At 69.7% G+C, this 26,603-nt stretch carries 28 protein-coding genes; 9 read left to right on the top strand and 19 right to left on the bottom strand.

What is annotated here, in order from left to right; all coding sequences use genetic code 11:
- Nucleotides 1-98: 98 nt before the first annotated feature.
- From ACWC1K_RS45490 to ACWC1K_RS45500, 3 genes are all read right to left on the bottom strand, one after another.
- Nucleotides 99-455: a hypothetical protein gene (locus ACWC1K_RS45490; protein WP_450839511.1), complete on the bottom strand. Its 357-nt coding sequence runs from the start codon at nt 453-455 to the stop codon at nt 99-101.
- Nucleotides 455-1,318, bottom strand: coding sequence for a hypothetical protein (locus tag ACWC1K_RS45495; RefSeq protein WP_450839513.1), 864 nt, complete (start codon nt 1,316-1,318; stop codon nt 455-457). Before ACWC1K_RS45495 ends, ACWC1K_RS45490 begins: the two co-directional genes overlap by 1 nt.
- Before the next feature lie 88 nt (nt 1,319-1,406).
- A complete protein-coding gene (locus tag ACWC1K_RS45500) occupies nt 1,407-1,940 on the bottom strand; it encodes a hypothetical protein (RefSeq protein ID WP_450839515.1) in 534 nt (177 codons plus the stop codon).
- Nucleotides 1,941-2,164: 224 nt separating this feature from the next.
- Here ACWC1K_RS45500 and ACWC1K_RS45505 point away from each other — a divergent pair, with 224 nt between their 5' ends.
- The 5 genes from ACWC1K_RS45505 to ACWC1K_RS45525 all read left to right on the top strand — a co-directional run bounded on the left by ACWC1K_RS45505 (nt 2,165) and on the right by ACWC1K_RS45525 (nt 4,997).
- Nucleotides 2,165-2,599 (top strand): WYL domain-containing protein, encoded by a 435-nt coding sequence (locus ACWC1K_RS45505; protein ID WP_450839517.1) that lies wholly within the window; start codon nt 2,165-2,167, stop codon nt 2,597-2,599.
- 12 nt (nt 2,600-2,611) lie between these two features.
- On the top strand, nt 2,612-2,929 hold the full coding sequence (locus tag ACWC1K_RS45510; protein ID WP_450839519.1) for a hypothetical protein: 318 nt from the start codon (nt 2,612-2,614) through the stop codon (nt 2,927-2,929).
- A 145-nt stretch (nt 2,930-3,074) separates the two neighbouring features.
- On the top strand, nt 3,075-3,392 hold the full coding sequence (locus tag ACWC1K_RS45515) for a hypothetical protein (RefSeq protein ID WP_450839521.1): 318 nt from the start codon (nt 3,075-3,077) through the stop codon (nt 3,390-3,392).
- A 495-nt stretch (nt 3,393-3,887) separates the two neighbouring features.
- Nucleotides 3,888-4,772: a tyrosine-type recombinase/integrase gene (locus ACWC1K_RS45520; protein ID WP_450839523.1), complete on the top strand. Its 885-nt coding sequence runs from the start codon at nt 3,888-3,890 to the stop codon at nt 4,770-4,772.
- Nucleotides 4,773-4,781: 9 nt separating this feature from the next.
- Nucleotides 4,782-4,997, top strand: a complete 216-nt coding sequence (locus ACWC1K_RS45525; protein ID WP_450839525.1) for a hypothetical protein — start codon at nt 4,782-4,784, stop codon at nt 4,995-4,997.
- Here ACWC1K_RS45525 and ACWC1K_RS45530 read toward each other — a convergent pair.
- The 3 genes from ACWC1K_RS45530 to ACWC1K_RS45540 all read right to left on the bottom strand — a co-directional run bounded on the left by ACWC1K_RS45530 (nt 4,994) and on the right by ACWC1K_RS45540 (nt 6,990).
- The gene (locus ACWC1K_RS45530; RefSeq protein WP_450839527.1) at nt 4,994-6,136 is read right to left on the bottom strand and encodes a tyrosine-type recombinase/integrase; all 1,143 of its coding nucleotides are present in this window, start codon (nt 6,134-6,136) and stop codon (nt 4,994-4,996) included. The two genes, ACWC1K_RS45525 and ACWC1K_RS45530, sit on opposite strands and share 4 nt — an antisense overlap.
- Entirely contained in the window at nt 6,133-6,405 is a 273-nt protein-coding gene (locus tag ACWC1K_RS45535; protein WP_450839528.1) for a hypothetical protein, read from the bottom strand. The genes ACWC1K_RS45530 and ACWC1K_RS45535 overlap by 4 nt, the downstream gene beginning before the upstream one ends.
- Before the next feature lie 327 nt (nt 6,406-6,732).
- On the bottom strand, nt 6,733-6,990 hold the full coding sequence (locus ACWC1K_RS45540; RefSeq protein ID WP_450839529.1) for a hypothetical protein: 258 nt from the start codon (nt 6,988-6,990) through the stop codon (nt 6,733-6,735).
- 190 nt (nt 6,991-7,180) lie between these two features.
- Here ACWC1K_RS45540 and ACWC1K_RS45545 point away from each other — a divergent pair, with 190 nt between their 5' ends.
- On the top strand, nt 7,181-7,699 hold the full coding sequence (locus ACWC1K_RS45545; RefSeq protein ID WP_450839530.1) for a hypothetical protein: 519 nt from the start codon (nt 7,181-7,183) through the stop codon (nt 7,697-7,699).
- 11 nt (nt 7,700-7,710) lie between these two features.
- Nucleotides 7,711-8,247 (top strand): hypothetical protein, encoded by a 537-nt coding sequence (locus ACWC1K_RS45550; RefSeq protein ID WP_450839532.1) that lies wholly within the window; start codon nt 7,711-7,713, stop codon nt 8,245-8,247.
- A gap of 262 nt (nt 8,248-8,509) precedes the next feature.
- Here the strand turns inward: ACWC1K_RS45550 and ACWC1K_RS45555 are convergent, their stop codons facing one another.
- The 7 genes from ACWC1K_RS45555 to ACWC1K_RS45585 are packed head-to-tail and all read right to left on the bottom strand — an operon-like array spanning nt 8,510 to nt 14,656.
- Nucleotides 8,510-11,035: a hypothetical protein gene (locus ACWC1K_RS45555; protein ID WP_450839533.1), complete on the bottom strand. Its 2,526-nt coding sequence runs from the start codon at nt 11,033-11,035 to the stop codon at nt 8,510-8,512.
- 11 nt (nt 11,036-11,046) lie between these two features.
- Nucleotides 11,047-11,727: a collagen-like protein gene (locus ACWC1K_RS45560; protein WP_450839535.1), complete on the bottom strand. Its 681-nt coding sequence runs from the start codon at nt 11,725-11,727 to the stop codon at nt 11,047-11,049.
- Nucleotides 11,706-12,059, bottom strand: coding sequence for a hypothetical protein (locus tag ACWC1K_RS45565; protein ID WP_450839537.1), 354 nt, complete (start codon nt 12,057-12,059; stop codon nt 11,706-11,708). Before ACWC1K_RS45565 ends, ACWC1K_RS45560 begins: the two co-directional genes overlap by 22 nt.
- A gap of 38 nt (nt 12,060-12,097) precedes the next feature.
- Nucleotides 12,098-12,469 (bottom strand): hypothetical protein, encoded by a 372-nt coding sequence (locus ACWC1K_RS45570; protein WP_450839539.1) that lies wholly within the window; start codon nt 12,467-12,469, stop codon nt 12,098-12,100.
- A 17-nt stretch (nt 12,470-12,486) separates the two neighbouring features.
- Nucleotides 12,487-12,837, bottom strand: a complete 351-nt coding sequence (locus ACWC1K_RS45575; protein WP_450839541.1) for a hypothetical protein — start codon at nt 12,835-12,837, stop codon at nt 12,487-12,489.
- On the bottom strand, nt 12,834-13,781 hold the full coding sequence (locus ACWC1K_RS45580) for an N-acetylmuramoyl-L-alanine amidase (RefSeq protein ID WP_450839542.1): 948 nt from the start codon (nt 13,779-13,781) through the stop codon (nt 12,834-12,836). The genes ACWC1K_RS45575 and ACWC1K_RS45580 overlap by 4 nt, the downstream gene beginning before the upstream one ends.
- A 2-nt stretch (nt 13,782-13,783) precedes the next feature.
- Nucleotides 13,784-14,656, bottom strand: coding sequence for a hypothetical protein (locus ACWC1K_RS45585; RefSeq protein ID WP_450839544.1), 873 nt, complete (start codon nt 14,654-14,656; stop codon nt 13,784-13,786).
- 184 nt (nt 14,657-14,840) lie between these two features.
- On the opposite strand from ACWC1K_RS45585, the gene ACWC1K_RS45590 reads away from it, so the two are divergent.
- Nucleotides 14,841-15,101, top strand: coding sequence for a hypothetical protein (locus tag ACWC1K_RS45590; RefSeq protein ID WP_450839545.1), 261 nt, complete (start codon nt 14,841-14,843; stop codon nt 15,099-15,101).
- Complete coding sequence (locus tag ACWC1K_RS45595) at nt 15,098-15,367, top strand: hypothetical protein (protein WP_450839547.1); 270 nt, start codon at nt 15,098-15,100, stop codon at nt 15,365-15,367. Before ACWC1K_RS45590 ends, ACWC1K_RS45595 begins: the two co-directional genes overlap by 4 nt.
- Here ACWC1K_RS45595 and ACWC1K_RS45600 read toward each other — a convergent pair.
- The 6 genes from ACWC1K_RS45600 to ACWC1K_RS45625 form a co-directional block, all read right to left on the bottom strand.
- Nucleotides 15,364-15,636: a hypothetical protein gene (locus ACWC1K_RS45600; protein ID WP_450839548.1), complete on the bottom strand. Its 273-nt coding sequence runs from the start codon at nt 15,634-15,636 to the stop codon at nt 15,364-15,366. The genes ACWC1K_RS45595 and ACWC1K_RS45600 overlap by 4 nt on opposite strands.
- Nucleotides 15,637-15,649: 13 nt before the next feature.
- Complete coding sequence (locus ACWC1K_RS45605; protein ID WP_450839550.1) at nt 15,650-17,503, bottom strand: glycosyl hydrolase family 28-related protein; 1,854 nt, start codon at nt 17,501-17,503, stop codon at nt 15,650-15,652.
- A gap of 65 nt (nt 17,504-17,568) precedes the next feature.
- Nucleotides 17,569-18,582, bottom strand: a complete 1,014-nt coding sequence (locus tag ACWC1K_RS45610; RefSeq protein WP_450839552.1) for a hypothetical protein — start codon at nt 18,580-18,582, stop codon at nt 17,569-17,571.
- Nucleotides 18,582-19,754 (bottom strand): siphovirus ReqiPepy6 Gp37-like family protein, encoded by a 1,173-nt coding sequence (locus ACWC1K_RS45615; protein ID WP_450839553.1) that lies wholly within the window; start codon nt 19,752-19,754, stop codon nt 18,582-18,584. The genes ACWC1K_RS45610 and ACWC1K_RS45615 overlap by 1 nt, the downstream gene beginning before the upstream one ends.
- Before the next feature lie 17 nt (nt 19,755-19,771).
- On the bottom strand, nt 19,772-20,704 hold the full coding sequence (locus ACWC1K_RS45620; protein WP_450839555.1) for a phage distal tail protein: 933 nt from the start codon (nt 20,702-20,704) through the stop codon (nt 19,772-19,774).
- A 2-nt stretch (nt 20,705-20,706) separates the two neighbouring features.
- The gene (locus tag ACWC1K_RS45625; RefSeq protein ID WP_450839557.1) at nt 20,707-26,592 is read right to left on the bottom strand and encodes a peptidoglycan DD-metalloendopeptidase family protein; all 5,886 of its coding nucleotides are present in this window, start codon (nt 26,590-26,592) and stop codon (nt 20,707-20,709) included.
- Nucleotides 26,593-26,603: the final 11 nt, after the last annotated feature.

Here is a 26,603-nt window from a genome sequence, read left to right on the forward strand (position 1 = left end):
TGACAGGGCTCCGTTCGGCGATAGCCGGTATGGGTGAGGTGGTGCGATGTGCCCCAGGAAGGGGACTTGTGGGGCCGCGCGATCCGCGGCCCGAGGTATCAGGCGTCGGCGGTGTCGCCGGCGTCGTCAGGCTGGCCGTGCTCGAACGCCAGATGCTGGTCCGCCGGCGTCAGCGTCCGATAGCAGGCTGCGCACAGTTGCGAGTCGTGGAAGCGGTACGTCATCCCGTGCCGGGCATCGGCACTCGGGTTGCGCGGGAAGGTGTTCAGTCCGCAGCGGGTGACGGTAGGCGTACCCAGCAGGCTGGCCAGGGCCCTGCCACTGCCGTCCATCGGAATGGACTCGCCAGCGTCATCGTCGTCGCCTCCAGGCGGCAGGATCACCAGATGCACGGTGCCCGTCCGAAGGGCCTTCACGAACCGCACGTCGGATCCCGCGGCGACTGGCTGGGCCATCAGGCGGAGCTCCCCTGCTGCTGGATCTCGGCGATCCGTCCGTCCAACACCTTCCGCAACGTCGTCACCGCGCCGTCCTTCGTCGTGAACTCCTCATCCAGGACCCCGTGCTTGGCGCCGTCCTCCCCGATCTGATTGAAGATCAGGACGTTGTCGCTCTTCCAGCAGTCCGACACCTGGCCCAACAGCCGCGCCAGATGCTCACTCGGGCCAGACGGAGCCTGCTTCGTGTCCGGCGTACCGGGCTTCTCCGTGTGGTCCTGCTCGAGCGAAGCGCCACCGGACTCGATGATCTCCAGGTCCGACGTCGTCCACAGGTCCAGCGCCATCCCGAACCGCATCCCCGCATTACGGATCGCGTCGCCGATGACCTCCTTGATGGCGTCACCGCCCGTCTTGTCGCCCGCGTGCCCGTACCCGAGCCGGGTCATCCCGCACACCGTCAGCCGGATCCACAGACCCTTGTAGCCGTCAGCCTGCGGAAGCCCCCGCTCGTCCACCGTGAGCGGCTCCCAGTCCCAGAACGGGTCAACATTCAGCAGCCGGTTCGTCGCCTCCGCATGCCCGACATACGCCAGGTCGATGTGCCCGCCGTTCGGCATCTTCTGCTTGCACTTCCCGCACTTGCTGACGGGGTGGTTCTGGCAGCCGTTCCAGCCTGCGTTCTTGCACGCCTTGCACCACACGCGCGGCAGGTACCGGATCTCCGCCGGGGCGAACGGCTCCCGCAGCTTGTGCAGCGCCTCAATCTGCTGCTCACGCGTGTAGCCGAAGGTGTTCGCGGGCCGTACGGCCTGGTTTGGGGTGTGCGAGGTCGGGCCCTCCGCCATCGTGCCGGCGGGGGCCTCCGTGGCATTCGCCATGTGAGGTCTTCTCCTGTGAGGTTGTGCGATGTACGGGGCGGCCGCCCGGCCCGGTTGTCGGCATCCAGACCCGGCCGGCCGCGACGCGCTACTGCGCCTGCTGCTTCTTCACCGGGTTACGGAAGTCCTCCTCCACCCGGTCCGTGAAATACGAGGTGAGAATGTTCGTGATGCCCGGCGCCCAGTCCAACTCGCCGTCCTCCAGCAACTGCTGACCCAGTGCGGTCGCACGCTGACGCAACTCCTTGTCCACGCGCACGTTCAGATTCGCCTTCTTCGGCGCCTCACCCCGCTTGTACTTCTTCGGCCGGGCCGGCGTGAAGTCACCCGCCAGGAAACGGGACAGCGCATGCTCCGCCTCCGCCTCCAAACTCGCCCCCGCCTTCGCCGCCTTCGCCTTGATCTCATCCCGCAGCGACTCCGGCATCTCCAGCGCCAGGTTCGGCTTCTGCTGCACCGTCTCCTGCCAGGACAGCCGTCCCACAAACCGGCGGCCCTCATCCGTCAGGAGGAAGTCCACCTGCTCGGCAAGGTCAGGGCGGGCCGGGCCACCCGTACGCAGATGCTGGGCGGCCTCCCGGATACGGGTGACACGCTGCTGGTCGTCTCGGCTGAGCGGCACGAGGCGGGGTCCTCTCGAAGGGCGCCGCCTTGCCTCGGTTACTCGGTTCGGCGGGCGCGTGGGGGCGTTGGCCACACCATCATCCTCTCTTCCACATTGCTATGCCATGGGGGTGTCGGGTGGGGCGGGTGCCCCGATGACCACAACAGTACCCGCATGCCCATTGCATTGCAATGGCTTGTGGTCTACGGTGAGAACACACCGCAAGCGAGGGGGACCCCACCATGAAGCACACCGCAGCCCAGAGCCGCACCAAGACCCTCGCCGACCTCTACCGCGCCATCGACCACGGCTACGCGGTCACGCTGACATACACCGACCGAGACGGCGTCACCACGGTCCGGACGGTGGAGCCCTTCGAGCTCAGCACCACCCAGGATGGCGAGATCCGCCTGCACGCCATGTGTCGCCTCGCCCACGCCGAGGACCCCACCGACGCCGAGCGCGCCTTCACGCTCCACCGGATCTCCGCCTACACGGTCCACCGCATGGCGTACGTCCTCACCCGGCCCGCGCCCACCACCTACGAGCGTCCCGCCCCCGCGCCGGCCGACGATGCCCAGGCCCTCTTCTACTACGAGCTCGCCCGCGACAAGGACGACTGCGACTACCGTCCCCGCCGGAAGCTCACCGCCGCAGACACCGACCTCGCCGCATAGGAGACTTGCCCCATGGCCCTGATCGACGACATCGAGTTCTACGGCTCCCGCGTCGACGCCGGCGACATCACCCGGGACGAAGCCGCGCACCTTCTGGCGGAAGCCAGCAACGGCGGCCTCACCCTCCTCGGCGCCGAACAGGCCGTCGACGGCTGGAAGGGAACCCGTGCCCGACTGGAGCGCCAGCACGCCGACACCGTGGACTCCCTGCGCGCCCTCCAGAACGGCAAGCCGATTCCCGAGCATGTGAAGCGCCACATGCGCGAGGACGCCCTGCGGATGATCCGCGACGCCCTGCGGATGATCCGCCGGACTCCGCTCGACGACTGACCCCGGACATGACGAAGGCCACCGCTCCGGACCGGAGTTGGTGGCCGCCTCACGGGCGTACCCGTCAGATGACGGCGATTGTAGCCACGGACCTCACCACCGATCAAGGCCCGTTCAGAACCCCAGCTCAGGAGGAATCTCCGGTATGACGTCCAGCGACATCGTTGAAGCAGCGGTGCGTGACCTGACCCCACATCAGCGCCCGGTGATCCGAGACGACTACGGCAAGGCGATCGTTGCCGGCTTCGCGGTCACCGGCGGGTTGGGCGGGACGGCTCGCGTCTGCCACACCACGCCGCCGCCCGATCTGACGGACCCGGAGCGGCCCAGCGACGACGAACTGGCCGCTGCTCGGCACCGGATGGTGAACGCCTACGCGGACACCCTGGCGGATGCCGGGTGGTCTCGTGTGGAGCGGCGTGGTGCCAGCTCGCGGTATCCGTACCTGCTTGCCCACCGCTGACGACTGAGGAGGGACGGGAGGAGGGACGGATCGTGCAGTGGCGACCCTGCCCGGCGTGCGGGAAGACGACGGGATGGGAACTGAGGCCGTCTGGCCCTGTGTTCATGCACGGCCCCTACGCCGGCGACGGCTGTATGGGGGCCGAGGTAAGCGAGGCCGAGGCGGTGTCTGTGCGCCGGATCCGTGAAGAGGGTGGCGAGCGGTTCCGCCTGGCGGCTCATCCCTGACGCCGGGGGAGAGCGGGGGAAGGCTGCTCAGACAAACGCTCCGATCCGTCATAGCGTGATCTCACAGCCTGACGGAGGGGCCCGGCCGAGCCCCTCTCCACCCCCTGACCTGCAACATCACAAAACTTCGGGACCCCACCACCAACCAGCAGTGCGCGCGACCCCGCCCCGCACGGACCCGCCCACATCGCCCCCACGGCCTCCTGGGCGGAGGTAGCTCCGAAGTTTTGTGACTTGATCGTTCGTGGATTCCCGGCATCATGAACCCATGGACGCCGCCACCCTGCTCACCGAATGGCTCACCGGCTCAGGGCTGCGCCCCTCCACGCAGATCGAATACCAGCGGGAGGTCGGCCACTTCCTCACCTGGTGCGCTGCCCAGACCCCGCCCATCGACGCACTCACGGCCCGACCGAAGGACGTCGCCGCGTGGGCCGGCGGCCACACCTCCCTCGCCCCGTTCCTCCACGGGCGCGCCTTCACCCCGGACACCCTCGCGCTGCTCGCCGACGAACACCCCGACGTGGCCCGCTCCCACGACCGCCGCATCACCGCCCTCACCCAGTTCTACGAGGCCGCCGTCCGCTACCGGCTGATCGGCATGCCCCCCAACCTGGCCGTGCTCCGCAGTGGTGTGCCCCGGCCGGCGGGAGCGAAGAACCGGCTCACCGAGATGGAACGCCAGGCGTTGTTGCAGGCGATCGGCTCCTGGGGGCCCACCCGCTCCAAGCACTGGCAGCGCGACCAGCTCGCCGTGTTCCTCCTCCTCGAGGGCATGCGCCCCTCCCAGGTCATCCGGGTCGACACCCGCCACCTGTACCCGCAGCCCGACGGCACCTGGCAGGTGCGTGCCCCCGACGACCACGAGAACACCGGAAAGCAGTTCGTCCTGAACCAGCTCACCGGGGAAGCGCTGAAGGCGTATCTGGAGGTACGCCCGGAGCCGGCCGACCCGGGCGAGTACGCGCTGCTCCTCAACGACCGCCGGGAGGCCTTGCAGTTCCGGTGGGTGAACCGGGTGGTGGGGCAGATCGCGGCCACGCATTCGCTGCTGGCCGACCGGCGGGACACGCGCACCGGGGAGGTGCCGCCGCCGGTGACCGCGGACGCCGTCGCCCACACCGCAGTCCGGACCGCCGAAGCAGAGGGATAGCCTGCCTTCATGTCCGCGCGCACGACCATCACCTGCACCCGCTGCTCTGCCACCGCCCAGGTTCCCGAGGACGGCAACTTCTCGCCGCTGTGGGACGCGGGATGGCGGTGGATCGGCTCCCTGGACTTGTTCTCCTGCCCGCCGTGCCCGCCCGTGGTCGTCGTCACCGAGGACGGACGGCACCAGCGCGGGCCAGGAGCAGAGTCGCCAGCTGCGGCCAGCTAGTCGGCGGTGCGGCGCTTCTCCTGGACCTTCAGCCACGGGTTCTCCGCCCGCGACTGGGCGCGGTCCAGGTACTCCTTCTTCACCACGGCCGACCCGGCCGCCCACCGGCCCTGCTTCGTGGGGTCTCCGCCGGCGTCCGCGATGGCCTGGGCGCCGCCGCGGCGCAGCCCGTGCGCGGTGACCTCCTGCCAGTTCGGCAGGCCGGCCTTGTGGGCGCGGCCGCGGACCCAGTCGTTGATGGCGTCGCCGGAGACGTGGTCGCCCCGCTGGGTGGCCCTGGCCCGGTTCTGGAGAGTGCCGGCCGTGGTGAGGGCGCGGAAGAACGCGCCGTCGCGGACGCCGAGCCGGTGCAGCATGGCGAACCACGCGCGCGTGGCATCGACGGGGCACAGGAGGCGTTCGGTGGGGTCGGCGGGGATGTGGGTGGGTTCGCCGTCGCCGTCCTGGTGGGTCTTGTCGAAGCGGATGTCGAGCGTGACGAAGTCGTCGTCGACGTCGATGTCCGTGCAGAGGAGGTCGGCGAGTTCGATCCTGCGGTTGAGGGCGCCGCGGCCGAGGACGAGCGCGCAGCGGTCGCGGATGCCGATGGGATGCCTGAGGTCGCAGGAGGCGACCATGGCGCGGAACATGGCGTCGGTGATGGCGGGGGCCTTCTTCACCCGGTTCCGTTTGCCCCATGTCTTGGCGTACTCGTTGATGAGCCCGTTGACGACTTTCGTGCCGGGTTTGGCGTCCTCGGGCTGCATGGAGCGCACGGCGCTCTTGTGGGCCTTCAGGCTGTTCGGGCTGTACCGGTCCTGGGCGATCAGGGAGGCGATGTACTCGACGTAGGTGGCGGTTGTGCACGGGACGGCGACGCGGCCCATCTTGTCGCACCAGGCCTGGAACATGCCGCGCTGGGAGCGGTAGTTGCGGTCGGTGTTGCGCGGCGCGGACGCCTCGTCCATGCGCTTGGCGGTCTCGGGGGACACGTAGAAGTCCCGCTCGGTGTACGTCGGCCGTCCGGTGGTGGGGAGTTCACCGGGGCGCAGGATGGTGTGCCGGTCGACCAGCGGCTGCGGGGAAGGCGGTTGGGTGAGGGCGGGCAGGCGGTCGTCGACCAGCTCGGCGTCCACTACCTCTTCGTCGGGCTCGTTCATGCCGGGGCCAGCCACCAGCGCAGGTTCGCGGGTTCGGTGTGGGAGCCGTCGCCGTCCTGGAGGGCGAGGCGGCGGCTGTGGCGGGCCACGGCGTCGGCGGCGAGGGTGCGCTGGCCGGCGTCCATGTGGCGGGTGAGCTCGCGCCAGTCGCCGTGCAGCCAGACGGTGTGCCAGGCGGAGTCGGCGACGTTGAGGCCGTCCCAGCTGACGCTGCACCAGTGGGTGCTCTGGGCGCCGCATGCGCAGATCAGGTTGACCTTGTTCTGCACTGATCCCCTCCCCTGACGTCAGGTACGTATAAGGGAAATTATACGAGGGTGATCACTCCGGCATCCCTCCGCAGCGCCGAACACACGTTATGCGCATCCCTCGGCGGGATCCTGCGCCGACGGCTCCGGGTATCGCCTCATTATCCGGAGCCAGGGGGTTCGCTGGCCGCCCGGCGCAGTCGAAGGAGGAAACACCGAGGCCCACAGGGCGTCCATCTCTCACAACGTCGCCATGCGGGCCTCTCGATACCCCGGAGGGCACAACCTGAGCCTAGCAGGCCATGGCCTGAGGCCGTCTGGCCTCGGATACAGGTCGAATATCCCGGGTCAGCCCTGGGTCTTCTCCCGGATCCACCGGTCCAGCGCGGCTTGCTCCTCCACGGTGGCGTGCTTCTGGGCGTAGATGCGGACGACGTCGTACAGGCGGCCCTGGAGTTCGCCGTGTTCGTCGAAGCGGCGCAGGACGGCGCGGGAGAACTCGCCGATGGAGACGTCGCCGTGTTCGTCGGCCTTCGCGGCCTGGTCGTGGAAGGCGGCCACGACCAGGAGGTGCGCGGTGGCTTCGTCGTCGTGGCTCGCGTGCACGGACCCACCCCCGTCAGGATCTTGTCTTGGGGGAGGTGAGCTTATCCCCCATCAAGACGCCGCCCGGTGGCAGCGCGCGGAAAACGGTCAACTGATAGACGTGGATAGACCGTTGACTAACGAGTCCTGTCCGGGCATCCTCTACTCGTAAGACCAACGTCTATCCGCGTTAGTTACTACGGGGAGCCGTATGCGAATCACCGTCACCATCGACCAGCCGTCCGGCGACTTCCAGACGAAACTGCTCGCCCTGCTCGCCGAACACGCGGGCCAAGTCGAGTTCGACACCACTTGGACCGTGGAGCGCGCCGAGTCGTACTACCGGTCCCTGCCCGCCCGCGCCCGCCGCATCGTCAAGGAGGCCGTCATCCGCGACGGGTACGTGCCTGCCGAAGAACTCCGCGACGACGAGAACTCCAGCCTCCGCGGCCACAGCGCTGCTCTGAGCCGGGCGCTGCGGCGCGGGTTCATGCGCGGGCTGTGGCCGGAGAACATGCCCGCCCCCATCGAGGCGCAGGGACCCGGTTTCGGAAAGGTCGTCGGCTACCGGATGCCGGATGACCTCGTGCAGACCTTCTTCACCGCCATCGACAAGACCGACAAGGGCCGCCCCGACAATCCGCGCGTCACGGAGGCTGCCGACAGCGTTCAGGCACTGGCCGACGCCCTCAGCGCGCCGATCCGCAAGCGCCGCACCACCGAGAAGTGAGGAGCACGACCGTGGCGACCCGCTACGCAAACAAGCAGGAGGCCGAAGAGGCCGCGCACACACTGTCCCATCAGCCGTGGATGCCGCTCTGCTCCTGGAAGGTCATCGAGCGCGACGACGGAACGGCGTACGTGCACGCCACGATGGATCCCAGCATCCCCGAAGGGGAGGATCGCGACCGGCTGGACGGCCTGCGCCACTACCTTGGCGGCCAGTTCCGGGTGGGATCTGTTGGCATGCCCCGGAGTTGGCACGGCCGGTACGGCAAGGCGCAGGTGTGCGTCCTCATGCCGTGGCGTGACTCTCCGGGCCCGTCGGCGCCCCGCCAGCGCAGCAGCCGCCCCCAGCCGCCGGAGATGGCGCCCTGCCGTGAGGCGGAGCTACTGGAGGAGAACGCCCGCTTGCGGAAGGTCATTGCGCACCTGATGACGAATCCGCTCAACCAGCGTGAGGCCACGTACTGGACCAGCGACATCGACGGCCAGACCGCGCGGGTGGACATCACTGACGGCCCTGGCGACCAGACCACCATCCGCATCACCGAGTAGCGCGGCAACAGCACGACGCCCCGCCTGAGGTAAGCAGGCGGGGCGTCGTCATGCACCCTACGCGGGTTTCTTCGCCTGCCGGGCGCGGACTGGGGCGAGGCACACCACGCACAGCGGGCAGCCGCCGGGCCCGTACTTCTGGGTGGGATGCCCGCAGCCCGCGCACGGGCCGACCTGCGCAGGCGGACACGTAGGCACAGGAGGTCTCGGAGTGGGGCTCGTCATGCCGCCCATCGTACGTACGTCCGGGCTGTGTACCTGGTCAGGCGCCCACGGCCACCCACGGCCCGGCGATATCGCTGCCCACGTTCGATGACGGGGTGAGCGATGACGGCAGCGAGGTGCGGCCGGTGCCGTTCTTCGCGAACCGGTAAGCCGAAGCGGACAGGCCCAAGTTCGCCGCCGCGTCCACGCCGGTCCATCCGGACGCCCGCGTCAGCGTCGGCGTCACGCTCGCGTTGAAGAGCAGGCCGACCCAGTAGAACGAGCCAGCCGTCAAGGCCGTGGACGTGATGGTGGTGGTCTTCAGCGTGGCCGAGGAGAAGCCCGCATCGACGTTCGCGGAAGCCAGGAGCGTGCCGCTGGAGTCGTACAGGCCGACGAAGTTCTGGTTGGTGGTGGCACCGGAGCCGGTGTTCGCCACCCACCAGTACAACTTCGTGGCGTTCAGGGCGGCGGCGATGTCCACGCGGACCAGGTACAGGGTGCCCGCGGTCAGCTGCGTGCTGTTAACCGCCACGGCCGGGTCGTAGCACCAGGCGGCGACCCCGTGCCTGGCCGGGGTGTCCATGCCGAGCGCGTTCCCTGCCACCTGGAAGTTGCCGCTGATGGTGCCGCCCGCAGCCGGGAGCGCGCCGGTGATGCGGGAGTCATCCCCGGCGGCCACCGTGCCCGCGGCCGTGCCCACGTTCAGCAGCGCGGCCCCGCCCAGGCCCAGGTTCGTGCGCGCCGTGGAGGCGGAGGCGAGGTCGGAGAGGTTGGAGGCCTTCTGGGCTGCGCCGGTGATGCGGGAGTCGTCGCCGGCGGCGACGGTCCCGGCGCTGGTGCCGACACCGAGGAGGGCGGCGCCGCCGAGGCCGAGGTTCGTCCGGGCGGTGGACGCGGAGCCGAGGTCGCTTAGGTTCGCTGTCTTGGCCAGCTTCCCGTCGGCGTACGCCCTGTCCCCGTGTGGATCGGTGGCGGCCGTGTGTGTAGAGACGGCGGAAGCCGCTGTGCCGGAGGTTTCCGCGCCGATCGCAGCCGGGGTGACGGGGTCGCTGCCGCCGGTGGCGTGCGTGGCCGCGTGCGCGGTCGGGGTCGCGGGCGGGCTGGTCCACGTGCCGGGGGTGCCCGCCGTGGTGCAGAACCACCACGATCCCGCAGAGTCCTGGAGGACGTCGCCGACGGCCCATGTTCCCGTCGTCGGGGCACCGGTGGCCGTGCGGCGACCGCAGAACCGCAGGTTCAGCGAGCCGTTCTTCGCGCCCAGGCTGGCGACGCCGGTGGCCGGGTCGATGTCGTGGACGTCGTCGTAGCCGTTCGTGCCGAACTGGGTGCGGCCGATCAGGTGCGGGCCGGCGGGTTCCAGGCGCAGCACGTTGGCCTGGCTGCCGGTGAAATCGGCGCCGGACCAGGTGGACACGATGACGTCCATGCCGCCGACCTCGAGGTCGAGGCCTCCGCCGGTGACCCGGAAACGGTAGGCGCCCAGGCCGTCGCCGCGCTTCACCGTGAGGTTGTGGCCGTCGACCGTCAGGTCCCCGGTGACGGTGCCGCCCGTCTTCGGGAAGAGTGCGGCGAGCGCGCTGGCCAGGCCGGTGATCTGGGCCTGGGAGAGGGTGAGCTCGTCGCTGCCGCCCGCCTGGTGGCTGGTGGCGTGCGCGGTGGGGGTGCGCGCGTCCGAGAGGCGAGCATCGTTGCCGGCGGCGGCGGTGCCCGCGGTGGTGCCGTAGGCGACGGCGAGAGTGCGGTCGGCGGCCAGCGTGCCGCCGCCGGTCAGGCCGGTGCCAGCGGTGACCTGCCGAGTGGTGGGGACGCGGGTGGCGAGCTGGGTGTCGGTGTAGGCGCGGTCCCCGTGCGGGTCGATGGCGCTGACGTGTCCGGCCAGCGCGCTGCTCGCCGCGGCCCGGTCGCCGTGCGGGTCGGCGGCGGCCACATGCCCGGCAAGGGAGGACGCTGCTGCGGCCCGGTCCCCATGCGGGTCCGATGCTGCGGTGTGCGTGGTGACCTTGGCGGTGGCGTCCGCGGCCGCGGCGGCGATGGCAGCGGACTGTGCGGTCGCGGCGGCGCCTGCCGGGTCGGCGCCCACGTCGGCGGCGTCCAGGACGACGACGCCCGTGGCGCCGTTGACGCTGTCGACCGCGCCACCACCGGAGCCCGGCGGGCCTGTGGGGCCTGCGGGCCCGGCCGGACCTGGAACAGCCACGTAGTGTGGTGTTTCTGGGTCGATCTGCATCAGCTCGGTCAGGTCAACCGGCGATGACGTGCCCGCGAGGGTGAAGTAGAAGGAGTGCGGGGACTGCCCGTCGACGGAGACGATGGCGTGCCACAGCCAGCCGGCCGGGTTGGAACCTGCCGCCGTGTTGTCGAGGAGCTCCACGCCGAGCGTGGTGCCGTCGCTGTCCACCAGGCGGCCCTGCGTGTCGAAGCCGTAGGTGCCGGCGCCGGTGAACTGGGCGTCGGCGCCGTCGAGGACGATCGCGGGCACGTTCGGGGACAGTCGGACCTTGCCGGTCGCGGCGCCTCCGCCCACCGGGCTGGTCACCGTGAGGTGCACGCGCTTGGTCGGGGTGCCGGTCGGGAAGGGCATGGCGGGGCTCCTCAGGTGCGGCGGCGGAGATTCAGCGGCAGCAGCCCCGACGACTGGGTGTCGGACGGAGAGGGCTGATTGCTGGGGGTGGGCGTGGGCGAGGGCTCCGGGCTGGACGTGGAGGTCTGCGTGCAGTGGTAGCGCGGATTGTCGGGGTCGAAGTTGTCGACCGGAGTGCAGCGGTACTCGTTGCCGTCCTGGTCGGTGTACGTCCACTCAGACGGGGGTGAGCCGTTGCTGCCGTCCTTGCCGGGCGCCCCGCTGGCACCGTCCTGGCCTGCCGGGCCGGTCGGGCCCGGCACGGTGGAGTCCGCTCCTGGCGCCCCGGACGGGCCCGAGGGGCCAGGAGACGGCGTGATGGTCGGCGCCGGTTTCCCGGACGCGCCCGACGGCCCCGGGGGCCCGGACGGTCCGCGCGCGCCCACGACCGTCTTTCCGGGGGCCCCCCGGGAGCCGGGCGGCCCCGCCACCGGCGTCCCGCCGAGGGCCTGCACCTGGCGGGCGAGCGCGTCCCGGGCCGCGTTCGAATCCCGCAGGTCCCGGTCCTGCGACACCACCTTGACGGACAGCCAGCCCAGCAGGAGCACCACGAACGCCAGCGTGACGGCGATCAGGTATTCGGCCCGGGGCAGCCGCGGCGGCTTCCGGGCTGGCTTGTGCCGCGCACCCATCACTTCGAGATCACCGCCCATACGGCGACCGCCACCGACAAGAACGCGAGGAGCACCGGGACGACCGCCTGATACAGGCGCTTTTGCCGCTCCTCCTCCCGCCGGTCACGCTCGGCCCGCTGGTACGCCTCGAAGTCGTCCTCGAGCTTGTTGCGTTCGGCCATGGCGCGCTGGATGTCCGCCTGGAGTTGGGCCAGGCGCTGTTCCACGTGCGTGGTCTGGATCGCGTAGACATCGAGACTGACGACCTTGTCGAGGCGTGAGTTGAGTTCCGCGAAGCGGTTGTCCAAGCGGCCGATCTGCCGACCCAACTCGCCCAGCGTGACCAGGTTCGGGTCAGCAGATTCGGCCATGTCGTGCTCCGGTGGGGGGTATCGGTAACAAGGTCCGGTCAGGCGGCCTTGACGAGGCTGGACTGCTCGATGCGCAGGGCGGTGATCGGAGCGGTCACCTGCGGGCGCACCACGGCGAGGGCGAGACCGCCCTCGATGAGGGTCATCCACAGCGACTGCTGCTCCGCGCTCAGGTGCAGGCCGAAGTTCATCAGGAGGGCGATGCCGGCGTGGGCAAGGTTCACGAGAGCAGCGAACGCGGCACCGGTCTTGAGGATGAATGCCTCGGCGACGGCGAGGATGCACGACAGGACGGCCATGATGGCGGTCTGCTGGTCGGCGGAGACGTGCCAGCCGTAGGCGGCGAGCAGCTTGAGGGCGATGGCGATGAACGCCAGTATCGCCACCGGTTCGCGGCCGAAAATCTTCATGACGGGGGTCTCTTCTCTCAGATGGGTTGGGCGAGTTCGCGGCAGCCGATGACGGTGCCGTCGGAGGTGGTGACATCCCGGTAGGTGACCAGGAGGTCGTCGCGGCGCGGCTGGGCGAGCGCGACTTCGAGGGGGACGATGCGCTGGATGCCGTCCTGCGCGAGCGGCAGCTGTTCGGCGTGCCCGAACTCGACCAGCTCGATGGGGATGTCGTCCTCGTAGAGGGTGACCGTCGGGAGCGGCGTGAGCGTGACGGCCGGCGGGGTCGGGTCGATGACGTGCTGCAGGCTGAAGTCGATGTCGTCGACGCCGTCGGGCCGGTCCTCGGCGTAGATGCGGACGACGCGGCCGGTGTTGTTGACGATCACGCGATGACTCCGAACAGGCCGGTCTGCTTGCCGAGTTTGGACAGGGAGTCGTTTCCGGGGATGCCGTCGGCGGGTCCGCCCGGCTTGGTGCTCGCCCCCGGGTAGAGGTGCAGCTGCCACTTGCGGTAGGCGGCCACCGTGGACGTGCCGAAGGAGCCGTCGCCGGCGTAAGTCTTGGCGAGGTAACCGAGCTTGACCAGGGCGGCCTCAACGAGGTTGGTGCCCGCCATGTAGGTGACGTGGCCCTGCTTGGCACCCGGGTCGGTCTTCGCCGCGGTGACGAGGCGCGAGAGGTCGACGCGCGGCAGGGACGGGGTGGGCTTCGGCGTCACCGTGGTGCCGCCGCCGGGCTTGATGGCGAGCTGCTTCTTCACGTCCGCGCGGAAGACGTCCATGTCGAACGACGGGTCGATCTTCCCAGGCTGGACCTCCTTGTGCCCGGCGATCGACTTCTCTGTCCAGCCGTGCCAGCGGCAGTGCGCGGCCGCCCACAGCACCGCCTGCCGGTACTGCTCCGCCGGATACGGGTCCTTGCCGTCGCCGAGGTTCTCTATCTCCAGCCCGTACAGGACGTCGTTGCCGTCCATGTCGGCCTGGTCGTCCTTCGGCAGCGGGGACTTCTCCGCGACCATGGCGGCGATCACGTCCGCGTCGACCAGTCCGGCGTGGTTGGCGCGCCCCTGCCCGATCATCCACAGGCCGTCCGTCTTACCGAGCCAGTTGTGGCACAGCGGACCCGGCAGGCCCGTGCGGCCCTTGTAGCAGATGTCTTTGTCGTTGTGCCCGGCCGTGTGGTGGATGAGCACCCCGATGACCGGGCCGAAGGTCTTGCCCGTCGCCGCATCCCGGTTGTGGGTGCGCCAGCCCGGATACTCGTGGATGCTCAACCCCTCGGCCTTGTAGGCCGCCAGTCTCTGATCCGCGGTCATCGGCGTGGTGGACATGGTCAGACTCCGCTCTCGGTGAGGAGGGCCCGGATCTGGGCGGCCAGGTCTTCCGCGGTGATGTCCGGCGCCGGCTCCGGCATGGGATCGGGCCGGGGTATCGGGTTCGGCTCCCCGGTGAGGGCGGCGAACTCCTCCCCCAGCTCGTAGAAGGAGGGCGCGCCAGTGAAGTAGGCGGCGGCCTTGGTCAGCCCGTCGGCGTCCAGGCACACCCACGCCTCGTCGACGTAGCGCTTCCAGAACGCTTCGGTCATCTCGGTTTCCTGGCCCCAGGTGACCAGGCCGAAGCGGCCGTGGCCGTAGGCGCCGACGATGACGCAGTGCCCGCCCTCGATGCGGGCGCTGCGCACGACGTCCCACACGTGGCCGGCGTTGAACTGGCGCATGGCGGAGTCGGGGAAGTTCATGCCGACGTACACGGTGCCGAAGGCGGCGATGGCCTGCTTGACTTCGGTGAGGTTGGCGACGTCCAGGGCGGCGTAGGCCGCGATGCGGTGGCCCTCGAGGCCTGCCGTGCGCCAGTACTTGAGGACGTCCTGGCAGTAGGCGCCGGTGTCGGTGGCCGGGTTGTCCGGGTCGTATCCGGTGATGGCCGAGTACATGCGCAGCACGGAGTCTTCCGCGGGGGTCACTTCGGTGCCGGAGCCGTAGAAGGTGAGCTGGTTGACCATGTGGGCGACGCCGGCGCAAGTGCAGTCGCCCACGCAGTCGTTGGCGTACATGGGCCAGCGGATGCTGTCGGACTGCCAGTCGCAGGAGGATGGCGGGGCGGCGAGGCGTTCGCGTAGCGTGGCGGACAGCTTGAGGTGGGGGCGCGCGGGCTGCGCCGGCAGCTTGCCCAGCGGGTACCGGGCGGGAGCGGATGTGTGAACCACCAGCACACCTAGCCTTCGAATCTAAATTCTTGACCCGTACGTCTCATTGATTGAAAGGCTAGCCGTTATTGTGGCGGGTGGTTCCCCTGCTCGGTGGGAGGCCGGGTGGCGGGCTGGGGCGTGGAGAAGGCGGCCCGCCACCAGCAGGGGCAACACTCCGCCCGAACCGACCTACGCTCCAGATATGCGCAGGAATCCCGCCCGTACCGTCGTCCTCGCGCGGAACCTCCAGGAGTTCCACGCCTGGTGCCGCCTCCAGCGGCGCAGCCCCCGCGACCGCACCCTCCTGTACGCCTCCGGCCCCGCCGCCCTGACCGGCCTCACCGACGTCAACATCGTCCGCCACGGCGCCTGGTGGGACCGCATCGACGGCCCAGCCCTTGAGGCTGCCGTCGACCAGCTCGAGAACCGCACCACCGCCCCCCAGCTTGGCGCCGCCGCGTGACCGACCTCGACGCCGAGAAGAAGGCCGCCTACCGGCGTCTTGAGGAAGCCGTCGAAGAGGTCTGCCGCCTCGAGGAGTTCCAGGGCGTGCCCATCGAGTGGATGGTGATCGCCGCATCTCAACGCTTCGACGGCGACGAGGCCTTCACTCAGGTCGGCACGCTCCTCCCGGACGGCGGCGGCCGCGTCCCCTTCCACCGGCTGCTGGGCCTGGTCGACTACGTGCACGCCCGGCTGAGGCACACGGTCGCCCAGGACGACGACTAGACGACTTTCAGGTCGATGTCGAGGCCGTAGGCGGCCCGGAACTGATCCGGGGTCCATGCCCGGCCTGCGGCCAGGAACACCGGGTCCAGGCGCATGCCGCCCACCGCGGCCGGATCGACGAACAGGGCCCACGCCACGACCGTGGACGGGGTGGGAACGCCCGTGATGGTGGAGGGCGCGTAGGCGTCCACATGCAGTCCGGGCGGGGCGGCCACGATGCCCGCCACGGGCAGAACAGCGGGGGTGTCCCCCTCTGTGATCAGCGGCATGCGTCATCCCCTCCTAGGCCGGCTCGAAGATGACGTAGGTGACTGTGCTGGTGTCGGCGGCGTTGGTCGACTTGATCTGGAACGACGTGCCCGGGGTGCGGGCCGATACGTAGGCGCTGCCGGGGGTGCCACCGGGGGCCTGGATCGTCAGCAGGATCCGACTGGTCGCCGTGACCGAGGTGTTGGCGATGGTGACCGCGGTGGTGCCGTTGAGGGTCGCCGTGCCCATGCGGGCGTTGGCTCCTTCCTTGATCGCGACGCCGCCGCCCGCCGACCCGAGGTTCAACGCGTTCGCAGTGGCCGACCAGATGTTCCACTGTCCGTTGGACTGGCCGGATGACGTGGCGAGGTAGCCGCCGACGTTCAGGTTGCCGCCGACATCCGTGGGCGGGGCCAGCGCATCGACCGGGGCGGCCGTGGTGCCGGTGCGCTCGGCGATGTTGAGCCCGCGGCGCAGGACCGCGTTGCCGCCGCCGTCCGACCAGCCGGCCGTCGCCGCGTGCAGGAACCCGGCAGCGACCGCCACGAACGTGCACCCGGTGAACCGGGCCCCGTACTGCGGGGAGTTGGTGCCGGTTCCGGTGTCGTCGATGCCCGGGTAGCAGGTGACCAGCCCGACGACGATGGGCACGGTGGCGGCGTTGCAGTTGAGGCCGGCGAATCCGCCGCCGCCCGCGCCGCCGTTGCGCCCGTCCCGGCGGGTCAGCAGGTTGTCGATCTGGATCGGGGTGGCGCCGGTGGCGTCGATGAGGACGCCGTTGCCGCCGTTGCGGTCGGTGGAGCAGTTGCTCATGAGCATGCCGCCGGAGCCGGTCCAGTTGCCCCAGGCCCCGGTGATGCGGAAGCCGTGGGAGCCGCACCATTCGGCCCGGCACAAGGAGAGTTGGGTGTTGGTGCAGTTGGTGAGGACGATGCCCTGCGCGTAGCAGCCGATGACCTGCACGTCGTCGAGGGTGAGGTCCGTGTTGCCGACGAAGAGGATGCCGTTTGAGTGGCAGTTGTCGACCATGACGTGGTGCAGGCGCCACGAGAACGGGCACTTGCCGTCCGTGCGGGAGGCGGTGACGATGCCGTTGTTGGGCATCTGCCGCACGCACACGTTGTTCAAGATGACGTTCTGGACGTTGCCGACCGCGTAGATGCCGTCGATGGTGGTGCCGGTGAGCTGGGAGCCGTCCAACATCAAATTGAGCATCCGCTGTTCCCCGGAGATGTCGGGGTGCCCGGTGACGGTGGCGTCACCGACGATCTGGATCACTCTGGTGCCGGTGAACGGGGTGGCGGGCTGGATGTAGCAGGGGTACTCCACGCCGGTCATGCCCGGGCCGACCATCAAATTGGAGTGTGCGCCGAGCAGGGTGACGCCGTTGCGCCAGTCGAGGGTGGCGGTGGTCTTGTACACGCCGTGCGGGAAGTAGACGACGCCGCCCGGCGGGCAGGCGTTGATGGCCGCCTGGATGGCGGTGGTGTCGTCGTGGACGCCGTCACCGACCGCCCCGTACGTAGGGTCGGTGACGATGAACCAGTCCAGCTGCTTCGGCAACTGGGAGGTGGGTACCAGGCCGGAGCCATTCAGCTGGGCCCAGCCGCCTGGGGTGCCGCCTTCGGCCATGAACGAGGCGAGGACGGCACCGAGGTCGACGGCGGCCAGTGTGTCCCGGTGCCCGTAGCCGAAGTCGACGTAACAGGTGGTGACGCCGTCGGGCCCGAAGAACGCCACGCGGCCGTCGCCGTCCGCGGTGACCTGGGTGATGGGAGTACCAGTCAAGTCCGTGAGGTCGGTGAGCTGCGTGCCAGCGGATGCGGCATCCCACACGGTGCCGACGGCGGCCGGCCGCAGCACGAGCTGAGTGCCGACCTTCTCCATGGCGTAGTCCGCCGGACTGTTTCCAAAGGCGTGTCGGGCCACAGTGGTTTCTCTCTTTCTGCAGCTCAGTCGAGCCAGTAGGAGCCGTCGATCGTCAGGACGTCGCCGGAGCGGATGTTGAACGGGGTGTTGTTCATCAGGGAGAAGCTGTTCGGCATGGCCGTGCTGGTGTTGCCGTTGGCGACCGGGTAGCGCAGCCGCCCGATCACGGAGGTCGACTCGGTGGGGAAGACCATGCCGACACCGCACGCGCTGCCCTCGCCGTTGCCTGAGGTGAAGTTCCAGATGAACAGGGACCGGTGGCTGCTGGTCGCCGGGAGGCCGGGAGGCAGGGACACCTGCAGCGGGGAGGCGATCTCCGGCGGGTTACCGGTCGGCTCCAGTTGGAGGGTGAGATCGACGCGCTTGCGGACAACCTGAACGCGGCCGATGTTCACGCTGCCCCAGCCGAAGTTGACGGCAGTGCCGTTTGCCGACCACGAGGGCGCGTAGGTGAAGTCCTTCAGCCCGGCCGAGGCCAGCCACTGCCAGTCCGCGCCATCCCCGACATACAGGTCGGTGCCCTCGATCAACAGCTGGTTTTTGATGCTGGGACGCCGGCCGCCGGCAATGCTGGGGACGACGCCACGGCCGGTGAAATAGCGTTTGTCGATCACGTTGGCGGCGGTCACCACGGACGCGCCGGCGGCGACGGTGCACTGGGCGAGGGGGATCTCCCACACCCCGGTCTCGTCCTGGGTCAGGGTCGGAGCGGTGGTGCCGCCCGTCTTGTACACGGCGGTCACGGAGTTCGCGGCCTGGTCGGCGCGCAGCACCACCAGGTCGACGCGGGCCGCGCCGGTGGCGTTCGCTGTGACGGTGAGGTTCTTGGCGGCGTCCAGGTGGTAGAAGAACCCGTTCACGAAGGCCATGCCGGGGGCGACGGCGACGGTGGTGGTGCCCGACGCGGTGACCTTCAGCGCGGTGGTGGAGGGGTCTTCGGTGTGAACGCCGTCCAGGCCCCACCGGCGGGCCATGCGGGACCACTGGAGTTCGGTGGCGATGGAGGAGCCGTCGAACGGCGCACTGAATTCAGCCATCAGGCGGCCTTCCTTGTCTTGAGCCGCGCCACGTCCTTCTTGACCTGGGCGAGGTAGGAGTAGATCCGGGCCACCGTGGACGTGCCCGTGCTGTCGCCGCCGACGGTGGCGGTGACCTTGGTGGCGTCGGCGGCGGTGGAGGTCAGCTGCACTTCGCGGACGACGTCCGTGTACCAGGAGCCGCGCACATCCGCGGCGACGGTGTCTCCGACGCTGTAGTCGCGGCCGTAGCGCAGCTGGGGGATGTCGATCGGTGAAATGGACAGGGAGCCTTGTCCGGCACCGTTGGTGAGGGCCTCCCCGCCGGCCTGGTCCTGCTGTGCGGCCAGGTCCACGGAGGCGGTGTCGACGGAGGTCAGGTCGACGAACTGCTCGATGACGAGGCCGGGGAAGAGCGGGTCGGTGCGGTCGTACGTCTTGCACACGCGCGGGGAGGTGCCGCCGCCGGCCACGACGATCGCCCTCGTGCAGGTGGGCGGGGTGGTGGTGTAGGAGGCGTCGGTGAGGTTGCCCAGCGCGAAGGAGAAGCGGGCCGCGGGCCGGGCGGCCGGGGTGTAGATCTGGAACTGCAGCGTGGTGCCGGACTGCACGACGCGGAAGCCGAGCCCGGCGGCGTTGCCGATGTCGGCGAGCACCGCCAAGAGGTTGTCGAACTGGTTGACCTGCCGGGTGATGGTGCCGCCGCGGCCGCCGTCCGCGGCGAGGGTGAGCAGCGGGTTTTTGCGGCTCGCGAGCGCGCCCGGGCCGGCGTTGACGTTGACCAGGGTGCGCATGCCGGTCTCCGCGGCGACCGCCGACAGCTTGTACACGGCGGCGGTCTGGGAGCCGATGACGGCGGTGGGGCTGGGCCAGCAGGTGTACTGGGCGAGGAGGCTGGTGTCGTCGACGCCGCCGACGGTGAGCTTGCCGGAGCCGCCATCGCTGGAGGAGCGGGACCAGTCGACGGTGCGGATCGGCCCGGACATGACGGTGTCGCCGTCCGCGGTGCGGATGATGAGCCCGTTGCCCTCGCCGAGGAGGGGCGCCTTGTCGGAGTCGGCGGAGATCTCGAGGGTGTAGGCGCCGACCGCGTTGAACCGGGGCACGACGGTCAGCTGGGTGTACTCGGAGATCTGTCCGAGCCGGGCCAGGCTGGCGTCGCGTACGTACACGCGCAGGGCGCTCGCATCCACAGGTGTTCTCCTCCTTCCTAGGCGGCGAGGTAGCGGGGCTGGTAGGTCATCCGCACACGGGTGTTGCTGGTGGATCCGGTGACGGTGAGGGTGAGGTCGTTAGAACCGGGCTCGAGCGCCCACATGGTGGAGGCGTCTGAGAGGTCGCCCCACAGGTTGGTGGTGCCGTTGAGGAGGGCGGTCTGCTGGCGCTCCCGGGTGTCGACGACGACCGTGTCGCCGACCGTGATGGTGTGGGTGAGCACCAGGACCTCGCCGGTGGTGACGTTGGTCAGGCTGATCGCCGTGGCGGGGCCGGTGATGGTCCACACGGGGAAGGCGTCGTCATCGCCGTCGTTGTCGACCGTCACCGACCCGAGAACCTGGGAGGGGCCGACGACCAGCGGCAGGATGGGGAAGAACGTCCCGGACACCGCGGAGCGCCATTCGGTGGTGTTCTCCGGGCCGAGCCAGAACGGCGATGGGCAGGCGAATGTGAGCACGCCCATGCACCAGCGGGCGCCGGCCGCGTCCAGGGACTCATCGCCCTCGAGGCCCGCGCTGTAGCGGGCGCCGATGGTGCGGGCGGTGCCGTCTGACTGGGCGACGGTCAGGGTGCCCTCGCCGCGCTTGGGGTTCAGTGACCGGATGAGGGTGCGGCGGCGGGTGAGGTAGGCGGCGCGGGAGTCGTCGGCCCAGAACGCGATCGGGAGGGCGATCTCCTTGCCCTGGGCGCGGACTTGCCGGATGGCGTAGCCGTCGATGCCCGGGGATTCGTCCTGGGTGAAGGTGTAGGCGGGCATGTCGAGGCCCTTGGCGCCGGGCTGCAAAACCCAGCCGTTGGCCCAGTCGGAGAACTTGGTGACGGCGCCCGCAGGATCCGTGAAGGACACGGTGGGCATCTCGTTGATGCGGGTGGGCCACGGGACTTCGACGGGTGGGACGACGACGGCGGGGACGAGGATGGGCACGGTCAGCCTCCCACTATGACGGGCCGGTGCAGCGCGTCCTCGAGGGCGAGCGCGTCGTGGATGGACTGGCGGGAGGCGACCTCACGCACGGCCGCGTTGTAGTTGAGGATGCGGTCGCCGTACGCGGTGGACGTGGTGTTGTTCTCCACGCGGGATGCAGCGGCGGCCGCGGAGGTGCGGACTGTGGCGGCCAGGCGCGCGGCGGCGGCCGCGGTTTCCGGGATGGCGTCACGGAAGCCGTAGGCGAAACCGAGGCCGGTGAACCTGCCCAGGGCGCGGGTGATCCGAGACGGGCTGCTGATCTTCAGCTCTACCTTCAGCGTCTTCTGGATCTTCTTCGCCAGGGCCACCAGCGCCTTGGTGATGGCGCTCTCCTGCGCCTTCAGCCCGGCCAGGTAGCCCTTGCCGGACTGGGCGCCGGCGTCATACATGGCGTCGGCGGCGTCCTTGCCGTACTGCGTGGACGCGGTGGCGATCTGCGCCTGGACGGCGTTGATGCTCTTCAACTCGGCGGGGGTGGCGTCGACGAGTGCCTTGGCGTAGGCGGCGCCCTGGTCCGGGCCGGCGGCGATGATCTGCTGGAGGAGGGTCTTGGACAGGCCCCGCTTGGCGAGGATCTTGAGGTTCGCGCCGAAGGCTTTGATCTGGCCCAACCGGACGGTGAGGCCGGAGAGGATGCCGCCCGCGTCGAAGGTGTTGCCGCCGTTGGGCAGGCTCGTGAGCTGGGCGAAGCCGATGGCCTGGCTGGTGGAGTCCGCGGCGAGCGTGTTCGCTGCGGTGATCTTTGAGGCGATGTCGTCGCGCTGCTTGGCCAGCGCGGTCAGCTTCGCGTTCGACGTCTTGATCTGGGCCAGGAGCCGGTTGTCGAGGTCGGTCTTGACGCCCTTGAACGCGTTCTTGATGGCGGTGGCGACCTGCGTCATGGCGACGCTGATCGCGGCGGCGGTGCCCTGGAGCTGCTTGAGGAAGTCGCCGCCGACCGCGGCCGCGATCGGGCCGGTGTCGATGCGCTTGCCGCCGACCTTGATGATGCCGCCGCCCGCGTAGCCGCGGTCCAGGCCGCGGCCGATGCGGATGCCGCCGCCGAGGATGCCGCCGCGGGCGTATCCGCCGGGCCGGTTGTAGGCCGCCGCCAGGGAGCCGTAGCGGGCGAGTGCGTACCGCATGGAGGCGTAGATGTTGGCCAGCGGGTCCACGCTGACGCCGTACATGAACGGGCCCTTGCTGCGGTACTTCCCGGCGTACGAGCGGAAGGTCCCCTCGATGACCTGCATGAGGCCGACCGACGGGTGCCCGGCGCGGGCGTTGGAGTCCCACAGGTTGACGGCCCTGGGGTTGCCTCCGGATTCCTGGTTCATGCGGCGCAGCGTCGTGTTGACCAGGGAGAGGGACTGGTGGACCTGGCCGAGGGCCTGCTGGACGACGCCCCGCCAGCGGGCGACGCCGTGCCCGCCGTCTCCTCCCCCGCCGCCGGTGAGATACGGCATGGGGTCGACGGGCTTGCCGTTGACGCGGGCCTCGAGGTGGAGGTGAGGGCCGGTGACGTTGCCGGTCGCGCCGACCGCGCCGACCCGCGCGCCTTGCTTGATGCCGGCGCCGGCCTTGGCGGCGATCGCGGACATGTGCGCGTACAGGGAGGCGAGGCCGCCGCCGTGGTTGATGAGGACGTGCTTGCCGTACGAGCCGCCGTCGGTGACCGACTTGACGGTGCCGTTGTCGACGGCGACGACCTTCTTCCCGACGGGAGCAGGGAAGTCGAGCCCCGTGTGCCGACCGGAAGACCAGCGCGGCCCTCTCACCCCGAACGGCGTCCCGAACTTCACATTGACAGGCTTGATCCACTGGCCGGAGGCGTCGGGGACGTCGACGCCGCGGATGTAGTCGATGGCCCGGTCGATGAGCATCAGCGGCGCCGCCCCGATCATGCCAGGGTAGGTGCTCGTGTTGGCGCCGAGGGCCTTACTGATGCCCTTCTTGATCGGTTTGAAGGCGGCGGAGGCGACGTCGGCGAGGCCGCCGCGCACGGCGTCGGAGCCCTTCTTCAGGACGCTGCCCACGCCGTCGGCGATGGACGATCCGACGCTGCCGATCGCGGAGCCGATGCCGCCGAGGATGCCGCCGCCGGCGAAGCCGTACTGGGCGCGGGCGACGGCCGGGTGCTGGCCGCGCATCGCCGCCGCGTTCAGCGCGTACAGGCGCTGCCGCTCGTAGGGGTCGCGCATGACCTCGGAGACGTACACGCCTTCGCCGCGCCGCATGGGTACGAGTTGGTCGTCGCCGTCACGCCACGTGGACCAGCCGGGCAGGATCCCGCCGCGGGCCCGGCCGTTGATGCCGCCGCGGGCGAAGCCCTTCGGGAGGCTGATGTGCGGCAGGCTGGGAACGCCGGGGATCTTCCCCGCGGTGGCGTTCCAGACTTTGGTGATGCCCTGGTTGTAGACGACGTCGATCCAGAACCTGACGGGGCCCTTCACGTAGTCGCGGATGCCGCCCCAGATCTTCCCCAGACTCTTGACGGTGATCTTGAATGATTCGGTGAGGGAGTCGGCGAAGGTCCCCCAGCCGGATTGGACTTTCCCCCAGGTATCCGATGCGGTCGAGCGCACATTGCCCAGGAAGCTCTTCCACACCTTCATGGCGTCGCTCTTGAGGTTGCCGAAGATGCGGGTTGAGCCGTGCCACATGTCCGTGAACCACTTGGTGGTGCCGCGGACGATGTCCGGGATGACCGAATGGCCAAGGAGGAAGTCGTACAGCCAGGAGAAGGCGTCGGCGATCCCCTTTGTTAGCCACTTCACCGCGTCGATGCCCGGCTTGAGCGCCTTGCGCAGGCCCTCCATGAATGTCACCAGGCTGGCCAGGGCGGGGATGACGATCTTGAGGATGACCAGGGTCGCGAGCCGGAGCATCAGCAGGGTCAGCTGGGTCAGCGGCCCGATCAGCGGAATGATCGCCGGAAGGAGCTGGGTGACGAACTGCACCGACAGCAGCAGCAGTTGCGGCAGTAGCGGGGCGAGCGCGCTCAGGATCTGCCCGATCGACGTCGCCAGCTGCGTCACGAAAGGAATCAGCTGCGGGATCACTGGCAGGAGCGCCGTCAGGATGTCGAGGAATGCCTTGGCGTACTGCTTGGCGAGCTGGGCGATGATGTCCGCCAGGCCCTTGATAATGGGCAGCAGGACCGGGCCGAGCATCTTCGCTATCTGCGCGATGACCGGGGCCAGCGCCGTGAACACCGTGGTCAGGGTGGACAGGATCGGGGTGATCGCCGGCAGCAGCGCACCGATCAGCTCGCCCAGCGGCGGCAGCAGCGGCGCGATCGCCACCACCAGCGCGGCAACCGCCTTCGCGGCCTGCACCAGGACCGGGCCCAGGGCCTGCGCGACCGGCATCAGCGCCTTCCCCAGCGCCTTGATGACCTGCCCGACGACCGGCCCCAACAGTTGGGCGACCTGGGTGACCGCCGGGGACAGCGCGGCCAGCACCGGCAGCACCGCCTCGATGGCCTGCCCGAGCGCTCCGGCGACGAGCTTCGAGATCGCGTTGATCGCGGTGAAGATCTGTGTGAGCGCCTTCTGCACCTCGGGCAGTTCGATGACGCGGCGGATCTCGGCGAGGGCGGCGCCGATCGTCCCGAAGAAGTCCCCGCCGGCCGCGCTGGCGGCCTTGAAGATCCCGGAGAAGATGCCGCCGATGTTCCCCAGGACCTTCCCGAACTGGACGGCCACATCCAGGGCCGTGTTGATGGCGTCCTCGAGGCCGCCGGACTTGAGGGCCTTGGCGAGTTTGCCCATCACCTTGTCGACGAGCCCGGCCGTCCCGGCGGTGATCCGGTCGAACGCGGGCTGCGCCGCGATTGTCAGCTGCCCGAAGGCGGTGATGAGCTGCCCGGGCACCCGGGCCAGGTTGCGGACCGAGGTCTGCACCCCATCGAAGATCTTCTTGAGGATGCCGGTCCTCTGCAGGTTCGCCACCGCGGTCAGGGCGTTCTTGCCGACCAGGTTCAGCTCGCCCGCCGTGCCGACCAGACCGGTGCGCACGGTGGGCAGGATCTGGGAGCCGACCTGCTGGAGGCGGCTGCCGATGCCGGCGAACAGGCGGTCCTGGACGTCGAGTTTCATGTTCCTCCAGGCCGGGGCCATGGCCTGGAGGTCGCCGACAAAGGCGCGCGCGTTCAGGGACAGCTTCGCCAGCGCGGTGTCCAGTTTGCTGGTCTGTGCGGCGGCGGACTGCTGGGCTTCGGCGACCCGGCGGACGGCGTCGGCGACGTTCTGCTGCGCGTCGCGGATCTGCCGCTGACCCTGCAGCTGCGCTTTGATGACGTCGGCCTGCGCCTGCGCGAGGGCCTGCTGCCGGTCGGTGACCTGCTGGTCCGCTGAGGCGACCTGCTGCTTGGCCTGCACCACCGCCTTGGATCCCTCGATGCCGGCCTTGTTCGCTGCGGCGGTGTCCTTGGTGAGGCGCTGGGTGGCGAGCTGCTGCTCGGACAGTGCCTGGACGGCCTGTTCCTTGGCGAGTTCGGCCTGCTGGATCTGCAACTGAGTTGATGTGGGGTTGGAGCGGACCCGGGCGAGGTCCTCCTCGGCCTGCTGCACGGCGAGCGTGGCGGCCTGTTCGGACAGCCGGGAGTCCGTGAGGCTGTTGTTCATGTCCTGCAGGTCGCGGACGGCCTGGCGGCGGGCCGCGGTCAGATCCAGTTGCGCCTGGCGGGCGTCGCGCTGCGCGGCGGTCAAGTCGCGCTCAGAGGCGGCAACCTGCTGCTGGGCCTGCTTCACCTGCTGCGCGGCCTGGACCTGGGTGTCCTTGAGGGCCTGCTGCGCTTTGGCGAGGGAGCGCTGGGCGTTTTCCACCTGCCGTGTCGCCGAGGCCGCCTTGGTGGCTTCGGAAGCGGCTGGTTTGAAGGCGGCCTTGATGGCGTCGGAAACGCCGGATGTTCCGACCTTGATGGCGGCGAACGCCGTGCCCAGCAGGGCGACGGCAGGCGCGGCGGTCGCGGCGAGGGGGCCCATCTGCGCGAGGGCCTGGCCGAGGGAGGCGATAGACGGGAATGCGCCCACCGCGAGTGCGACGAGCTTTGCGAGGCGGGAGGACAGCAGGCCGACACCGCCTGCGCTATTGCCGCTTCCTCCGCCGATCCCCGTCAGGTCTCTGGTCAGTGACCCGAGTCCGCGTGTGTTGGCCCTGATGGTGACGGTGCGGTCGCGGGTGGCGTGGCGCAGGGTCACATCGGCAGCCGTGGTGTCGGCGCGGGCCTGAATAGTCATGGTGCGTCGGCGGGTGAGGTTGGCCAGGGAGTCTGCGGCGACGCGGGTGTCGACGTCGGCGCCGATGCGGACGACGCGGCGCCGGATCAGGTTCTGGATCTCGTTGGCGGCGACCCGTGTGTCCACGCTCGCGCGGATGTTGACGACGCGGTCCGCGGTGAGCCGGTCCAGTTGCTTCTTCGCCTGCTGGTACGCCGCGTCCTTGATCTTCGGGAGGATGTCGACGGTGTGCTGCCCGGACAGGGCGGACAGCTTCCCCTTGGCTGCGCTGTCGTCGAGCTCCGCCCGAATGGTGACCTTGCGGTCGGCGGTGAGCCGGTCCAGGCCGAGCTTGGCGGCCTTGTCGTCGAGTTCGGCGACCACCTTGATGGTGCGATCCTGGGTGAGCCGCTGCAGGCCGGTGCGGGCCGCCTGGTCGTCCAGGGCGGCCTTGACCTTCACGCCGATCGGCTTGGCCAGCTTCTTACTGATGGCGTTGCGGATCGCGTCCCCGGCCAGGCCGCCTGCCGCCTTGGCGGGTTCGCGGATGGCGGAGGGCAGCTCGATCCGGAGCCGGTCGCCGAACTGCGACATGTCCGGGATCAGGGATACCCGGGTGGAGCCGACCAGCGTGGCATCCGACACTGCTGCCCTCC

This window comes from Streptomyces sp. NPDC001492, from assembly GCF_053597275.1.

What these genes read in the sequence shown, in the direction of transcription:
- ACWC1K_RS45490 (WP_450839511.1), bottom strand. Translation starts at nt 455, where the DNA reads ATGGCCCAGCCAGTCGCCGCGGGATCCGACGTGCGGTTCGTGAAGGCC.
- ACWC1K_RS45495 (WP_450839513.1), bottom strand. Translation starts at nt 1,318, where the DNA reads ATGGCGAATGCCACGGAGGCCCCCGCCGGCACGATGGCGGAGGGCCCG.
- ACWC1K_RS45505 (WP_450839517.1), top strand. Translation starts at nt 2,165, where the DNA reads ATGAAGCACACCGCAGCCCAGAGCCGCACCAAGACCCTCGCCGACCTC.
- ACWC1K_RS45510 (WP_450839519.1), top strand. Translation starts at nt 2,612, where the DNA reads ATGGCCCTGATCGACGACATCGAGTTCTACGGCTCCCGCGTCGACGCC.
- ACWC1K_RS45515 (WP_450839521.1), top strand. Translation starts at nt 3,075, where the DNA reads ATGACGTCCAGCGACATCGTTGAAGCAGCGGTGCGTGACCTGACCCCA.
- ACWC1K_RS45520 (WP_450839523.1), top strand. Translation starts at nt 3,888, where the DNA reads ATGGACGCCGCCACCCTGCTCACCGAATGGCTCACCGGCTCAGGGCTG.
- ACWC1K_RS45525 (WP_450839525.1), top strand. Translation starts at nt 4,782, where the DNA reads ATGTCCGCGCGCACGACCATCACCTGCACCCGCTGCTCTGCCACCGCC.
- ACWC1K_RS45530 (WP_450839527.1), bottom strand. Translation starts at nt 6,136, where the DNA reads ATGAACGAGCCCGACGAAGAGGTAGTGGACGCCGAGCTGGTCGACGAC.
- ACWC1K_RS45545 (WP_450839530.1), top strand. Translation starts at nt 7,181, where the DNA reads ATGCGAATCACCGTCACCATCGACCAGCCGTCCGGCGACTTCCAGACG.
- ACWC1K_RS45555 (WP_450839533.1), bottom strand. Translation starts at nt 11,035, where the DNA reads ATGCCCTTCCCGACCGGCACCCCGACCAAGCGCGTGCACCTCACGGTG.
- ACWC1K_RS45560 (WP_450839535.1), bottom strand. Translation starts at nt 11,727, where the DNA reads ATGGGCGGTGATCTCGAAGTGATGGGTGCGCGGCACAAGCCAGCCCGG.
- ACWC1K_RS45565 (WP_450839537.1), bottom strand. Translation starts at nt 12,059, where the DNA reads ATGGCCGAATCTGCTGACCCGAACCTGGTCACGCTGGGCGAGTTGGGT.
- ACWC1K_RS45570 (WP_450839539.1), bottom strand. Translation starts at nt 12,469, where the DNA reads ATGAAGATTTTCGGCCGCGAACCGGTGGCGATACTGGCGTTCATCGCC.
- ACWC1K_RS45580 (WP_450839542.1), bottom strand. Translation starts at nt 13,781, where the DNA reads ATGTCCACCACGCCGATGACCGCGGATCAGAGACTGGCGGCCTACAAG.
- ACWC1K_RS45590 (WP_450839545.1), top strand. Translation starts at nt 14,841, where the DNA reads ATGCGCAGGAATCCCGCCCGTACCGTCGTCCTCGCGCGGAACCTCCAG.
- ACWC1K_RS45600 (WP_450839548.1), bottom strand. Translation starts at nt 15,636, where the DNA reads ATGCCGCTGATCACAGAGGGGGACACCCCCGCTGTTCTGCCCGTGGCG.
- ACWC1K_RS45605 (WP_450839550.1), bottom strand. Translation starts at nt 17,503, where the DNA reads ATGGAGAAGGTCGGCACTCAGCTCGTGCTGCGGCCGGCCGCCGTCGGC.
- ACWC1K_RS45610 (WP_450839552.1), bottom strand. Translation starts at nt 18,582, where the DNA reads ATGGCTGAATTCAGTGCGCCGTTCGACGGCTCCTCCATCGCCACCGAA.